Source organism: Streptomyces sp. NBC_01716 (genome assembly GCF_036248275.1).
Taxonomy (GTDB): Bacteria; Actinomycetota; Actinomycetes; order Streptomycetales; family Streptomycetaceae; genus Streptomyces.
This window is the reverse complement of record NZ_CP109181.1, coordinates 7745526-7761687: the sequence shown is the minus strand read 5'-3', so window position 1 is coordinate 7761687 and position 16162 is coordinate 7745526. Positions and strand designations below refer to the sequence as shown.

Annotated in this window: 2 protein-coding genes; both read right to left on the bottom strand. The window is 72.6% G+C overall.

The genetic code is table 11. The features are described 5' to 3' along the window. Positions 1 to 22: 22 nt before the first annotated feature. Positions 23 to 5977 (bottom strand): type I polyketide synthase, encoded by a 5955-nt coding sequence (locus OIE74_RS34670; RefSeq protein WP_443076391.1) that lies wholly within the window; start codon positions 5975 to 5977, stop codon positions 23 to 25. Between the two features lie 31 nt (positions 5978 to 6008). Continuing rightward, complete coding sequence (locus OIE74_RS34665) at positions 6009 to 16151, bottom strand: type I polyketide synthase (RefSeq protein WP_329390842.1); 10143 nt, start codon at positions 16149 to 16151, stop codon at positions 6009 to 6011. Positions 16152 to 16162 lie beyond the last annotated feature (11 nt).

The following is a 16162-nucleotide window of genomic DNA, read 5'->3' as shown; positions in this document are numbered from 1 at the left end:
GGATCCTGACGTCGGCCACGGCTCAGTCGAGCGTCTCCAGCCACTCCTCGATGGCTCGGGCGGTCGCCGGGGCGTGCTCCTGTCCGAGGGAGAAATGGTTGCCTTCGACGGTGCGCAGCGTGTGCTCGGCGTCCCACGGCTGGGCCCGCATCTCGGCCACGTCGACGCCCTCCGGGGGCTGCACGAACGGCTCGGACGCCTGGACGAAGAGGGTCGGCGCCGCCAGCCGTACGGGGTCGAAGCCCGCCAGCACCTGGAAGTAGTACGGCATCGCGGACAGCCGGGCCGTGTCGAAGCTGCCGACGGTCGTCTCCACCGTGAGCAGTTCGCCCATGAGATGGCCGAAGCCGACGTTCATCGCGGTGTCCTCGACGCGGAAGGTGTCGATCAGGACGAGCCCGGCGGGCGGCTTGCCGACCGTCTCCTCCAGGTGTCGCGCGAGGACATGGCCGATGATGCCGCCGGACGAGTAGCCGAGCAGTACGTACGGATCGCCGTCCGCCGCCGCGAGCACGGCGTCGCCGAGGACCTGTGACAGCGCATCGACGGATTCGGGCAGCGGCTCGCCCCGCTGGAATCCCGGCAGCGCCAGCGCGGACACGGGCCGGATGTCCCGGAATTCGGAGCCGAGGCGGGCGTGCTGGTGCACACCGCCGCCGGCCATGGGTGTGGACAGACAGATCAGCCGGGGGCGGCGGGCACCGTCGGCCAGTTGCACCGTCTTCGGCGGGCTGCCGAGTTCGGCGGGCGTGGTGAACCGGGGCCGCAGCGCGGCGACCGCCGATGCCAGTGCCAGCGCTCCCGTCGAGTCACCGGCGCGCACGGCCCCCCGGAAAAGCTCGGTCACGGTCTCGTCCTGGCCGGGCGACGGCTCGTCGGACGGGTCGGGGCGGGTGAGACCGGATTCCATCTCGGTCATGAGGAGACGGGCGAGGTTGGCCGGGTTCTTGCTGTCGAACACGGCCATCGTGGGCAGCTTCACCCCGGTGGCCGCGCTCAGCGCGGTGCGCAGTTCCATCGCGGTGAGCGAGTCGAAGCCGGACTCCAGGAAGTCGCGCGCGGGGTCGACCGCCTCGGGGCCGGAGTGGCCGAGGACGGAGGCCGCGAGGCTCAGGACCAGGTCGCCAAGTGCCCGCTCGCGCTGTTCGGCGGGCATCGCCGCCAGTTCGCGGCGCAGCGCCGCCGGGTCGGCGGTCGCCGCGCGGCGCCGGGTGGACGGGACCAGGCCGCGCAGTACGGCGGGCGGTTCGCCGGCGGCGCCGCTGCGCAGCACCCGCAGGTCCAGGCTCATCGGTACGAGCGCGGGCTCGGGCCTGGTGGCGGCGGCGTCGAACAGCGCGAGTCCGTCGTGCGACGTCAGCGCGGGCATGCCCTGGCGGCGCAGCCGCTGGAGGTCCGCATCGCCGAGCCCGCCCGCCATGCCGCCGGTGTCCGCCCACAGGCCCCAGGCGAGGGACTGCGCGGGCAGGCCCTCGTCGTGGCGGCGCTGGGCGAGGGCGTCGAGGAAGGTGTTGGCTGCGGCGTAGTTGCCCTGGCCGGGCGAGCCGAAGACGCCTGCGGCCGACGAGAACAGGACGAAGGCGCCGAGTTCCTGGTCGCGGGTGAGGTCGTGCAGGTTCAGCGCGCCGTCCACCTTGGGGCGCAGCACCTGTTCGAGGCCGTGCGGCGTCAGGTTGGCGATCATGCTGTCGGCCAGTACGCCGGCGGTGTGCACGACCGCGCCGAGGGTGCGGCCGGCCAGCACCGTCTCCAGGGCGTCCCGGTCGGCCACGTCGCAGGCGGCGATCTCGACGGTCGCGCCGAGGCCGGCCAGTTCCTGCTGGAAGTCGGCGGCGCCCGCCGCCTGAATGCCGCGGCGGCTGGTCAGCAGCAGGTCGCGGACACCGTGTTCGGTCACCAGGTGGCGGGCGACGAGGGCGCCGAGTCCGCCCGTACCGCCGGTGATCAGTACCGTTCCGGGCCGGGCCCAGGGTGATGCCCCGTCAGCCGGCTTATCGGTGTCGGCTGCGATGTCGCCGTCCGGCGCCGCCGGGACGCGCGCGAGCCGGGGAACCAGGATCTCCTGGTCCTGGATACGCAGGTCCCCCTCGCCGGACGCGACGGCGCGGGCGATCGTCTCCGTGTCGTCGCTGTCGGTGTCGAGCAGCGCGAAGCGCTCCGGGTCCTCCGAATGCGCGGCGCGGACCAGGCCCCAGGCGGAGGTGTGCGCGAGGTCGTCGCCCCCGTGTGTCACCACCATGAGCCTGCTGTCGGCGAACCGTTCGTCCGTGAGCCAGGTCTGAAGGGCCTCAAGTGTCTTGTTGGTGACCGTCCTGACGTCCTCGGCGATCGGGCCCGTGCCGACCGGAAGCGTCAGCGCGACCGTCGCGGGCACCTGGTCGGAGAGTTCCGCCAGGTCCGCGACCGTCGTCCAGTCGGCCTCGTCGGCGGAACCGGCGGATCCGGCGGGTGTCCAGGCCAGGTGGAAGAGCGAGTCGCCGGGCCCGGGGGCCGCCGGTGCGAGCTGCTCGGCCGAGACCTCCCGGGAGATCAGGGACCCCACGGTCGCGACGGGACGCCCCTGTGTGTCGGCGACATGGATGGTCGTCCCGCCGTCGTCGCCGGGGGTGAACCGGACGCGCGCGGCGGTGGCGCCGAAGGCGTGCAGCCGGACGCCCTTCCAGGCGAACGGCAGCGAGGTGGCGTCGTCCTCGCCCGCGCTGAGGATCACCGCGTGCAGGGCGGAGTCGAGCAGGGCCGGGTGCAGCACGAACCGTTCGGCGTCGGTCACCTCGTCCGCGAGCGCCACCTCGGCGAAGATCTCGTCGCCGACGCGCCAGGCGGCCTTGAGCGCCTGGAAGGCAGGGCCGTACGCGTAACCGAGTTCCCGGAACCGGTCGTACGCGCCCTCGGTGGTGATCCGTGCCGTCTCGTCCGGCGGCCACCGTGTCAGATCGAACGACGCCGGCGCGGCGGAGTCCTCGGCTGCCAGGGCGCCCTCGGCGTGCAGGACCCAGGGCGCGTCCCCGTCGGCGTCCTCGGCGAGCGAGTGGATGGTCAGGGGGCGGCGGCCCGAGTCGCCGTCCGGCTCACCGACCGTCAGCCGCAGCCGTACGCCCGCCGCTTCGGGCAGGGCGAGCGGCGCGTGGAGAGTGAGTTCGTCGAGGACTCCGTGGCCGACCTGGTCGCCCGCGCGCACGGCCAGTTCGACGAAGGCGGTACCGGGCAGCAGCGTCGCGCCCAGGACCTCGTGGTCGGCCAGCCAGGGGTGGGTGTTGACGGACAGCCGTCCGGTGAAGACAACAGTGTCGGAGCCGGGCACGGCGATCTCGGCGCTCAGCAGCGGGTGGTCGAGCGTGGTCAGGCCCATGGAGGCGGCGTTGCCGCCCCCGGTCACCGGCTCCGAGAGCCAGAAGCGGCCGCGCTGGAAGGAGTAGGTGGGGAGATCGACACGCCGTGCCCCCCGGTCCGCGAAGAGGGCCGTCCAGTCGGGCGAGGCGCCCGTGGTGTGCAGGTGCGCGACCGCCGTCAGGAGCGTCGCGGCCTCGGGCCGTTCGCGGCGCAGGGCGGCGGCGGTGACGGCCTCCGGCGCCGTCTGGCGGGCCATGGAGGTGAGCGCCCCGTCGGGGCCGATCTCCAGGAAGCGGGTCACGCCCTCGTCCTGGAGTCGGCGGACGTCGTCGGCGAACCGCACCGCGTCGCGTACATGCCGTACCCAGTACTCCGCGGACGCCATGTCCTTCACCAGCCGGATGCGCGGCCGGTCGTAGGTGACGCTCTCGGCGACCTTGCGGAAGTCGTCCAGCATCGGTTCCATCAGCGGCGAGTGGAACGCGTGCGAGACGGTCAGCCGGCTCGCCCTGCGGTCGGTGAAGTGCTCGGTGACCGCCGTCACCGCGTCCTCGGCGCCCGAAATGACCACGGACGTAGGGCTGTTGACGGCGGCGATTCCCACCTCGTCGGTGAGCAGCGGAGCGACTTCCTCCTCCGTGGCCTCGATCGCCACCATCGCGCCGCCCGCCGGGAGCGCCTGCATCAGCCGTCCGCGCTCGGCGACCAGCCGTGCCGCGTCCTTCAGACCGAGTACGCCCGCGACATGGGCCGCCGCCAGCTCGCCGATGGAGTGTCCGGCCAGGTAGTCGGGCTTGACTCCCCAGGACTCGACCAGCCGGAAGAGGGCGACTTCGAGGGCGAAGATCGCGGGCTGTGCGGATTCCGTACGGTGCAGCGCCGCCTCGTCACCCCACATCACGTCCTTGAGGGGCAGGCCCGTCGCCTCGCACACCTCGTCGAACGCCGCCGCGAAGGCTGGGAACGTGTCGTACAACTCCCGTCCCATGCCCAGGCGTTGGCTGCCCTGGCCGGTGAAGAGGAACGCGACCTTGCCCTCACGGCGCTTGCCGGTGACGACGGACGGCGATGAGGTTCCCCCGGCGAGTGCGGTGAGTCCGCCGAGGAGGGCCCTGCGGTCCTCGGCGACGATCGCCGCGCGGTGTTCGAGCGCGGCGCGGCCGGTCGCGAGCGACAGGCCGACGTCGGCGGGCGCCAGTTCCGGCCGCTCGCGCAGGTAGGAGTGGAGACGTTCGGCCTGCGCGCCGAGCGCCTGTTCGGTCCTGGCCGAGAGGGTCCACAGGACCGGTCCCCCGGTGGCCGGGCCCGACGGCGCCTCCTCCTCGACGGGCGGCGCCTCCTCGATGATCACATGGGCGTTGGTGCCGCTGATGCCGAAGGACGAGACGCCCGCGCGGCGCGGGTGTTCCTGGTCGGGCCACTCCCGTGTCTCGGTGAGCAGCCTGACGTCACCCGTCTCCCAGTCCACCTGGGGCGTCGGCTCGTCCACGTGCAGCGTCGGCGGCATGACGCCGTGCCGGATCGCCTCGACCACCTTGATGATGCCGGCCACGCCCGCGGCGGCCTGCGTGTGACCGATGTTCGACTTGATGGAGCCCAGCCAGAGCGGCCGGTCCCCGGGGCGGTCCTGCCCGTAGGTGGCGAGCAGCGCCTGCGCCTCGATCGGGTCACCGAGTGTCGTGCCGGTGCCGTGGCCCTCGATCAGGTCGACGCCGTCGGCGGATATCCGGGCGTTGGCGAGCGCCTGCTTGATGACCCGCCGCTGGGACGGCCCGTTGGGGGCCGTCATGCCGTTGCTGGCGCCGTCCTGGTTGATCGCCGTGCCGCGTACGACTCCGAGTACGGGGTGGCCGTTGCGGCGGGCGTCCGCCAGCCGCTCCACGAGGATCATGCCGACGCCCTCGCCCCAGCCGGTGCCGTCGGCGGCGGCGGCGTACGACTTGCAGCGGCCGTCGGTCGCCAGCCCGCGCTGGTGGCTGAACTCGATGAAGGTCTCGGGCGTCGCCATCACCGTGACACCGCCGGCCAGCGCGAGCGTGCACTCCCCCGACCGCAGGGCCTGGACCGCCCAGTGCAGCGCGACCAGGGAGGACGAGCAGGCGGTGTCGATCGTCACCGCGGGGCCTTCGAGGCCCAGCGTGTACGCGACCCGGCCGGAGGCCATGGCGCCCGTGCTGTTGTTGTACGTGTAGTCGTGGTACATCATCCCGGCGAAGACACCGGTCGCGCTGCCCTTCAGCGTGGTGGGGTCGATCCCCGCACGCTCCAGCACCTCCCAGGACGCCTCCAGCAGCAGCCGCTGCTGCGGGTCCATGACCATCGCCTCGTTCGGCGCGATCCCGAAGAAGGCGGGATCGAACTCGGCGGCGTCGTAAAGGAATCCGCCCTCACGCGAGTACGTCTTGCCGGGCTTTCCGGGCTCGGGGTCGTAGATGCCCGCCTCGTCCCAGCCTCGGTCGGCGGGGAACCGCGAGACGGCGTCCGTCCCGTCGGCGACCAGCCGCCACAGCTCATCGGGCGAGTTCGCGCCGGGGAAGCGGCAGCTCATCGCCACGATCGCGATCGGTTCGCGGGAAGCGGCCTGCAGGGCGCGGTTGCGCGCACGCAGGCTCTCGGACTCCTTGAGCGACGCGCGCAGCGCCGCCACGAGCTTCTGGTCGGTGTCGGCCATCGTGTCCTCAGATTTCCCGCGTCGCTTCGTCCAGATCGGTGTCCTGCAGCGCCATGCTGATCAGGGCGTCGGCGTCCATCGCGTCGATCGACTCCTCCTCCGCGGCGGCCGGGGCCGTACCGGAAGTGGCGCTGGCGCCGGCGAGTTCGAGCAGGGCGTCCATGAGTCCCGCGTCGGCCAGCCTGCTGAGTGGTATCGACCCGAGCAGCCGGCGGACCGTCTCCTCGTCGGCGCCCGCGCCGTCGCCGTCGGGCGCCAGCTCCGCGACGATGTGCTCGGCGAGCACCTTCGCGGTGGGATGGTCGAAGATCATCGTGGCGGGCAGGCGCAGCCCGCCGGCGGCGTTGAGGGTGTTACGGAACTCGACGGCCCCCAGGGAGTCGAATCCCAGGTCGCCGAAAGCCCGTTCGGGCTCGACGGCCTCCGGACCCGCGTGGCCGAGGATCGCCGCCGCGTGGGTACGGACGAGGTCGAGGACTTCGTCGTACCGCTCGTCGGCGGGCAGTGCGGCCAGGCGCTGCCGCAGCGCCGCGGCTCCGCCCGCGTGGTCAGCCGAGACGACCCGCCGGGAGGTGCCGCGTACCAGGCCGCGCAGGATCGGCGGCACGTCGGCCGCGTCCATGGTCCTGGTGTCCAGGCTCATGGGGACCAGCGTCACAGTGGCCAACGAGCCCGCCACATCGAGGAGTTCGAGTCCCTGCTCGGGTGAGAGTCCCGCGAGACCCGAGCGGTCGATCCGCTGCCGGTCGGCCTCGGCCAGGTCACCGGCCATGCCGGAGTCGGTCGTCCACAGACCCCAGGCGAGGGACTGGGCGGCGAGACCGTGGGCGCGGCGGTGCGCGGCGAGGGCGTCCAGGTAGGCGTTGGCCGCCGCGTAGTTGCCCTGTCCGGGTGTGCCGATCACACCGGCCGCCGAGGAGAACAGGACGAACGCGCCCAGGTCCATCTCGCGGGTCAACTCGTGCAGATTCAGGGCGGCCAGGGCCTTGGGTGCCACGACCTTGTCCAGGCGCCCGGGTGTCAGCGAGGCGATCACACCGTCGTCCAGGACACCCGCCGCGTGCACCACACCGGTGAGGGAACGTCCGGCCAGCAGCGCGGCCAGCGCCTCGCGGTCGGCGACGTCGCACGCGGCGACCTCGACCTCGGCCCCCAGCCCGGTGAGTTCCTTCACCAGCTCGGCCGTCCCCGGGGCGTCCGGGCCCCGGCGGCTGGTCAGCAGCAGCCGGCGGACGCCGTGCGCGGTGACCAGGTGGCGGGCGACGAGTCCGCCGAGGGCGCCGGACGCGCCCGTGATCAGTACCTCGTCGCCGAAGACCGTCGACGGCTCGGACTCGGCGACCGACGCGGCCCGCAGCCTGGGTACGTAGACCTTCCCGTCCCGGACGGCCACTTGGGGCTCTCCGGCCGCCAGCGCCAGGGCGATGTCCGCCTTCTCGTCCTCACCGGCCACGTCGACCAGGACGAACCGGTCCGGCTCCTCCGACTGGGCGCTGCGCACCAGGCCCCACGCGGCGGCGCCGGCCAGGTCGGTGACATCCTCACCGGCCACGGACACCGCGCCACGCGTGACCACCGCGAGGGTGTCGGTCTCCGCCTGGACTGCCTTCAGGAGCGGGTGCAGCGTGGCGGGCACGTCGTCGCCCTCGGTCCGCCACACCTTCATGTCCCGGGCGGCGTCCTCGCGTACGGCGACGGGCGTCCACTCGACCTGGAAGAGCGAGTCGACGCGGGTGAGCGAGCCCGCGGCCATCGGACGCAGGGTCAGGGCGTCGATGGAGACGACCGGCTGCCCGGCGCCGTCCACGGCGTGGATGGCCACCTGGTCCTGGCCCGACGGTGTCATCCGGACGCGCAGCGCGGTGGCGCCGGAGGCGTGCAGTTCCACGCCCGCCCAGGAGAACGGCAGGACGATGCGGTCGTTCTCCGCCAGCAGCGGGACCGTGTGCAGGGCCGAGTCGAGGAGCGCCGGGTGGATCCCGAAACGGTCGGACGCCGCGGACAGCGCGATCTCGGCGTACACCTCCCGGCCGTCGCGCCAGGCGGCCTTCAGGCCCTGGAACGCGGGCCCGTACTCGATTCCGGCCTCGGCCAGGCTCTCGTACAGCCCGGTCGGGTCGACGGGCTCGGCGCCGGGCGGCGGCCACTGGGTCATCGACGCTGCCGGGGCAGCGGCGGCCGGGGCAAGGGTGCCCGCGGCGTGCCGGGTCCAGGGCAGCTGGAGTTCGTCCGCGCCGCGGGCGTAGATCTCGACGGGCCGGCGGCCTGCGCCGTCGTCCTCACCGACGACGACCTGTACGGCCGTGGCGGTGGTTCCGGTGAGGACCAGGGGTGCCTCAAGGTTGAGTTCCTCGATGCGGCCGAGGCCGACCTCGTCGCCCGCGCGGACGGCCAGTTCGACGAAGCCCGTACCGGGGAAGAGCAGGGTGCCCGCGACGGCGTGTTCAGCCAGCCAGGGCTGTGAACCGAGCGACAGACGCCCCGTCAGTACGGTGCGGTCCGCGCCCGCTATCGCGACCGTCCGGTCGAGCACCGGGTGGTCGGACGCGTCCGCGCCCCGCCCGGACTCGATCCAGAACGACTGGCGCTGGAAGGGGTAGGTGGGCAGGTCGACGCGGCGCGCCCCGCGCCCGTCGAAGACGGCGTTCCAGTCGACCCGGACTCCGGCGGCGAACAGCCGGCCGACACCGGTGAAGAGGGTTTCCGTGCCGGGGTGGTCGCGTCGCTGGGTGGCCGCGGCCGTTCCGTCGGCGCTCTGCCGCACCATCGCGGTCAGCACGCTGTCAGGACCGATCTCCAGGAACCGGTTGACGCCCTGCTCCTGGAGGTGGCGGACGTCGTCGGCGAAGCGCACGGCTTCGCGCACATGCCGTACCCAGTAGTCGGCCGAGGCCACGTCCTTGGTCAGCTGGATCACCGGCTCGCGGTACGTGACGCTCTCCGCGACCTTACGGAACTCCTGGAGCATCGGGTCCATCAGCGGCGAGTGGAAGGCGTGCGACACCTTCAGCCGGGTCGACTTGCGGTCGGCGAAGTGCTCCCCGATCGCGGTGACGGCCCCGTCGGTGCCCGAAACGACCACGGAGCCGGGGGTGTTGATCGCCGCGATGCTCACCTGTTCGCCGAGGAGCGGCGTGACCTCGTCCTCGGTGGCCCGGATGGCCAGCATCGCGCCGCCGGAGGGGAGTTCCTGGATGAGCCGGCCCCGGGCCGTGATCAGCCGGGCGGCGTCCTGGAGATCGAAGACCCCGGCGACGTGCGCCGCCGCCAGTTCACCGATGGAGTGGCCGGTCATGAGGTCCGGCCTGATGCCCCAGGACTCCACGAGGCGGAAGAGGGCGACCTGGAGGGCGAAGATCGCGGGCTGGGTGAACTCGGTACGGCCCAGGGCCTCTTCGTCGTTCCAGCTGACCTCGCGCACGGCGGGGTCGAGCAGGTCGCACACCTCGTCGAAGGCGGCGGCGAAGACCGGGAACGTCGCGTACAGCTCCTGGCCCATTCCGGCCCACTGGCTGCCCTGTCCGGTGAACAGGAACGCCAGCCTGCCCTCGGTGACCGAGTCGATCACGGTCTCGGAGCCGATCCGTACGGCGCGGTGTTCCAGCGCGGCGCGGCCGGTCGCGGCCGAGTACGCCACATCCAGCTCGTCCGCGTCGATGGAGGTGATCCGGTCGAGCTGGGCCTGGAGGGCCGTACGGGTCCGGGCGGACAGCACCAGGGGGACGACGGGCAACTCCCGCCGCTCCACCGGCTCTTCCTCGGCCGGGGCGGCCTCTTCGATGATGACGTGGGCGTTGGTTCCGCTGATGCCGAAGGAGGAGACGCCCGCGCGGCGCGGGCGGCCGTCGTGCGGCCACTCCCTCGGCTCGGTGAGGAGTTGTACGTCTCCGGCCTCCCAGTCCACCTGGGGGGTCGGCTCGTCCACGTGCAGCGTCCGGGGAAGTTTGGCGTGGTGCATCGCCTGGACCATCTTGATGATGCCCGCGACACCCGCGGCGGCCTGTGCGTGGCCGATGTTGGACTTGATCGAGCCCAGCCAGAGCGGCCGGTCGTCGGGGCGGCCCTGGCCGTAGGTGGCCAGCAGCGCCTGCGCCTCGATGGGGTCACCGAGGGTGGTGCCCGTGCCGTGCGCCTCGACCGTGTCCACATCGGCGCCCGCGAGGCCCGCGTTGGCCAGCGCCTGCTTGATCACACGTTGCTGGGACGGCCCGTTGGGAGCGGTCAGACCGTTGCTGGCACCGTCCTGGTTGGTCGCCGAGCCACGTACGAGGGCCAGCACCGGGTGGCCGTTGCGGCGGGCGTCCGACAGCCGCTCCACCAGGAGCATGCCGACGCCCTCGCTCCAGCTGGCGCCGTCGGCGGCGGCGGCGAAGGACTTGCAGCGGCCGTCGGTGGCCAGGCCCCGCTGCTCGCTGAACTCCACGAAGTTGTCCGGCGCGGCCATCACGGTGACGCCGCCGGCCAGGGCGAGCGTGCACTCGCCCGACCGCAGCGCCTGGGCCGCGAGATGCAGGGCGACCAGGGAGGACGAGCAGGCGGTGTCGACGGTCACCGCGGGGCCTTCGAGCCCCAGGGTGTAGGAGACGCGGCCGGAGGCGATGGCGCCGGTGCTGCTGTTGTGGGTGTAGTCGTGGTACATCATTCCGGCGAACACGCCGGTCGGGCTGCCCTTGAGCGTCGTCGGGTCGATCCCCGCGCGCTCAAGCGCCTCCCAGGACGCTTCCAGCAGCAGCCGCTGCTGCGGGTCCATGACCAGGGCCTCGTTCGGGGCGATCCCGAAGAAGCCGGGGTCGAACTCGGCCGCGTCGTGCAGGAATCCGCCCTTGTCGACATAGCTGGTCCGGGGGCGGGTGCCCGTGGGGTCGTAGATCCGCTCCAGGTTCCAGCCGCGGTCGGTGGGGAAGTCGGAGATGGCGTCCGTGCCGCTGTCGACCAGCTGCCACAGTTCCTCCGGCGAGGTCACCCCTCCGGGGTAGCGGCAGGCCATGGCGACGATCGCGATCGGGTCGTCGCCGGCCGGGGTCGCGACTGAGGTGACACGGGCCTCGTGCACCGTTCCCGAGACCTCGTCGAGGAGGTGGCGCGCGAGCACGGTGGGGTTGGGGTAGTCGAAGACCAGCGTGACGGGCAGGCGCAGACCGGTGGACTGGCCGAGCCCGTTGCGCAGTTCCATCGCCGCCAGCGAGTCGACACCCAGGTCACGGAAGGCGCGCTCCGGGTCGACGGCGTGCGGTCCGGCGTAGCCGAGCGTGGTGGCGGCCTGGGCGCGGACCAGGTTCAGCAGCAGGTCCAGGCGCTGGTCCTCGGACAGCCCGGCGAGCCTTTCGCGGAGCCCGTCCGCGTCGGCGCGGGTGCGGGCGGTGCCACGGGTGACGACGGGGATCAGTCCGCGCAGCAGGTCCGGTACGGAGCCACTGGCGCGGACGGCGGGCAGGTCGAGCTTGACGGGGACAAGCGCGGCGGGTTCGTCCGCCCGCGCGGCGGCGTCGAAGAGCGCCAGCCCCTCGGCGTGGGACAGGGAGAGGATGCCGCCGCGTTCGATACGGGACTTGTCGGTGTCAGTCAGGGTCCCGGCCATGCCGGTGCTGGTCTGCCACACGCCCCAGGCGAGCGACTGGGCGGGCAGGCCGCTCGCCCGGCGGTGCTCGGCGAGAGCGTCCAAGTAGGCGTTGGCCGCCGCGTAGTTGCCCTGCCCCGGCGAGCCGATCACACCGGCGGCCGAGGAGAACAGCACGAAGGCGCTCAGGTCCATGTCGCGCGTCAGCTCGTGCAGATACAGGGCCGCGTCCACCTTCGGGCGCATCACCCGGTCCACCCGCTCGGGTGTCAGCGACGCGATCACACCGTCGTCCAGGACACCCGCCGCGTGTACGACGCCGGTGAGCGAACGCCCGGCCAGCAGCGCGGCCAGCGCCTCGCGGTCGCCGACGTCGCACGCGGCGACCTCGACCTCGGCGCCCAGCCCGGTCAGTTCCTCCACCAGCTCGGCCGCACCGGGCGTTTCCAGGCCCCGGCGACCGGTCAGCAGCAGCCGCGACACGCCGTACTCGGTGACGAGATGCCGGGCCATCAGGGCGCCCAGGACTCCCACCCCACCGGTGATCAGCACCTCGTCGCCGAACGTCGGCGCCGGTGCGTCCCCGGTCTCGGGCGCCGCGGTCACGCGGGCCAGCCGGGGCGCGTGGGCGACACCGTCGCGTACGACCACACGCGGCTCACCGGTCGAAAGCGCCAGTGCCAGCGCGGCGTTGTCCGCGTCCGCCACCCCGTCGGCGTCTCCGTCCAGATCGATCAGGAAGAACCGGTCGGGGTCCTCGGTCTGGGCGGTGCGGACCAGACCCCAGACGGCCGCGGCGGCCAGGTCGGCGACGTCGCCGCCGTTGACGGAGACCGCGCCGCGCGTGACGACCACCAGCCGGGACTCGGCGGACTGGAGCGCCTCCAGGGCCAGATTGACCGCCGCGCGCACGTCCGATCCGCCCGGGAGACGGAACATCTCGGCGTCGGACGGCGGTTCGGCCTGGGTGCTCCCGGCGGGGACCGGGGCCAGGGTGACGTGGTACAGCGATTCCGTACGGGGCTTGGTCTTGACGTCCGTGAGGGGCCGCAGCACCAGGGAGTCGACCGTCGCGACGGGCTGCCCGGTCGCGTCGGCGATCGTCAGGGCCGCCACACCGTCCCGCACGGCGGTGATGCGTACGCGCAGCGCGCTCGCGCCGGCGGCGTGCAGTTCCACTCCGGACCAGGCGAACGGCAGCATGGCCGAGTCGCCGGTTCCCGCCGGGGAGAGTCCGATGGCGTGCAGACCCGCGTCGAAGAGGGCCGGGTGCAGGCCGAAGGCGTCCGCCTTGGCATCGTCGGGCAGGGCGATGTCGGCGAACACCTCGTCGCCGGCCCGCCAGGCGGCGCGCAGCCCGCGGAAGGTCGGCCCGTACGCCAGGCCCATGCCGACCAACTCCTCGTAGAGGGTGTCGACATCGAGGTCCAGCGGCTCGGCCCCGGGCGGGGGCCACTCGGTCAGTTCGCTGCCGCCGGCCGAGGTGCTCGCGGTGAGCACACCGGTGGCGTGCCGGTTCCACGGCAGGTCGGTCGCTTCCTGGTCACGGGAGTACACCTGGACCTCGCGGCGGCCCCCGTCGTCCGCCGCTCCGACCACGACCTGTACCGCGACCCCGCCGCGCTCGGCGAGGACCAGCGGGGCCTCGATCGTCAGCTCCTCGATACGGCCGCAGCCCACCTCGTCGCCGGCCCGTACCACCAGCTCCACGAATCCGGTGCCGGGGAAGAGGATCGATCCTTCGACGACATGGTCGGTGAGCCAGGGCAGTGATCCGGTCGACAGCCGCCCGGTGAGCACCACCTCGTCCGAGCCCGCGAGCATGACCATGGCGCCCAGCAGCGGATGGCCGAGGGAGCCCAGGCCCATCGAGGCGGCGTCGGCGTTCGCGATCTCGTCGGTCAGCCAGAAACGGCGGTGCTGGAAGGCGTACGTCGGAACCTCGGCCTGCCCGGCGCCGGTTCCCTCGTACACCTTCTCCCAGTCGACGCTCACGCCGTGGGTGTGTGCCTGCGCGAGAACGGTCAGCAGCCGGTCGAGGCCGCCGTCGTTGCGGCGCAGTGTGCCGATCGTGGTCTGTTCCATGCTCGGGGCCAGCACCGGATGCGGGCTGGCCTCGATGAACACCCCCACGCCCTGCTCGGTGAGCTTGCGGATCACCAGGTCGAACTCGACGGTCTGGCGCAGATTCCGGTACCAGTACCCGGCGTCCATCCCGGTGGTGTCCAGCAGCCCGCCGGTCACCGTGGAGTAGAAGGGGATCTGGGCGGCGCGGGGCTTGACGGGTGCGAGTACGTCGAGCAGTTCCTGCTCGATGCGCTCCACCTGGGCCGAGTGCGAGGCGTAGTCCACCTGGATCCGGCGGGCCCGCACACCGTCCGCCTCGCAGGAGGCGATCAGTTCGTCCAGCGCCCCGACCTCGCCCGAGACCACGGTCGAGGTACCGCCGTTGACCACCGCGATACCGGTGCGGGTGCCCCAGCGCGAGATCAGCCGCTCGGTCTCGTCCCTGGGGAGGGCGACGGACACCATTCCGCCCTGGCCGGACAGCGCGAGGAGCGCCTTGCTGCGCAGCGCCACGACCCGGGCGCCGTCCTCCAGCGTGAGCGCTCCGGCCACACTCGCCGCGGCGATCTCACCCTGGGAGTGACCGACCACGCCGACGGGCTCGACGCCGTAGTGCCGCCACAGACCCGCGAGCGACACCATGACCGCCCACAGGACCGGCTGCACCACGTCCACGCGTTCCAGCAGGGCCTCGTCGCCGAGCGCCTCGCCCAACGACCAGTCCACGAACGGCGAAAGAGCCTTCTCGCACGCGGCCATCCGCTCCGCGAACACGGGCGACGACGCCATCAGTTCGACGGCCATCCCCACCCACTGGGACCCCTGCCCGGGGAACACCATGACCGCGCCGGAACCGGGCCGGGCCGTCGCCACCGGTGCCTCACCCTGGACCAGGGCTTCGAGCCCCTGGGCGAAACCCTCCTGGTCGGGAGCCAGTACGGCGGCACGGTACTCGTACGCCGCGCGCTGGGTGGCCAGCGACCATCCCACGTCCAGCGGCCGTGCGTCCGCCACCTCGTCGCGCAGCCGCTCGGCGTAGGCGCGTACGGTGGCCTCGGTCTTCCCCGAGATCAGCCAGGGGACAACCGGCAGGTCACGGCTCTTCCGCTCCTCGGGTACGGATTCGGCCGGTGCGTCCTCGCCGGAGACATCCGGCACGTCCCCGGCGCGCGGGGCCTCCTCCAGGACGACATGCGCGTTGGTGCCACTGGCCCCGAACGACGACACGGCGGCGCGGCGCGGGCCCTCGCCCTCCGGCCAGTCGCGGGTCTCGGTGAGCAGCCGGACGTTCCCGGCCGCCCAGTCCACCTGTCCGGTCGGCTCGTCCACGTGCAGCGTCTTCGGCAGCGTGCCGTGACGGAGCGCCTGGACCATCTTGATGACGCCGGCGACACCCGCCGCGGCCTGCGTGTGGCCGATGTTGGACTTCACCGAACCCAGCCAGAGCGGCCGGTCCTCGGTGTGGTCCTGCCCGTACGTGGCCAGCAGCGCCTGCGCCTCGATCGGGTCACCCAGGGTGGTGGCCGTGCCGTGCGCCTCCACGACGTCGACATCGGCCGTCGTCAGGTCCGCGTTGGCCAGGGCCGCCTGGATAACCCTGCGCTGGGAAGGGCCGTTGGGCGCGGTGATGCCGTTGCTGGCGCCGTCCTGGTTGACGGCGCTGCCGCGTATCACCGCGAGAATCGGGTGGCCGCTGCGGCGGGCGTCCGACAGCCGCTCCACCAGGAGCATGCCGACTCCCTCGCCCCAGCCGGTGCCGTCGGCCGACGCGGCGAACGCCCGGCAGCGGCCGTCCGTCGACAGACCCCGCTGCCGGCTGAACTCCACGTAGGTGACCGGTGTCGACATGACCGTCACACCGCCGGCCAGCGCGAGGGAGCACTCCCCGCTGCGCAGAGCCTTGATGGCCATGTCCAGCGCGACGAGCGAGGACGAGCAGGCGGTGTCGACCGTGACCGCCGGGCCCTCAAGACCCATGGTGTAGGCGACGCGGCCGGAGACCAGCGCACCGGTCACACTGCTGCTCGGGTAGTCGTGGTAGACCAGCCCGGCGAACACCCCGGTGGCGCTGCCCTTCAGCGATGGCGGGTCGATACCGGCCCGCTCCACCGCCTCCCAGGACGTCTCCAGCAGCAGCCGCTGCTGCGGGTCCATCGCCATCGCCTCAAGAGGGCTGATGCCGAAGAACTCGGGGTCGAAGTCGCCGGCGCCCTCAAGGAAGCTGCCCTTGTTGACGTAGGTGGTGTCCTCGCGCGTCCCGTCCGGGTCGTACAGACCGTCCAGGTCCCAGCCGCGGTCGGTGGGGAACTCCCCCACCGTGTCCACGCCTTCGGCGACCACGTTCCACAGGCCTTCCGGCGAGACCGCGCCACCGGGGAAACGGCATGCCATTCCCACGATCGCGATCGGCTCCCGTTCCCGGTCCTCCACCTCACGCAGACGGCGCCGAGTCTGCTGCAACTCGCCGGTGGCAAGCCGCAGATACTCGCGGAGCCGGTCGTCGTTGGAGTCCTTCGACATCGTCATCAACCAATCCG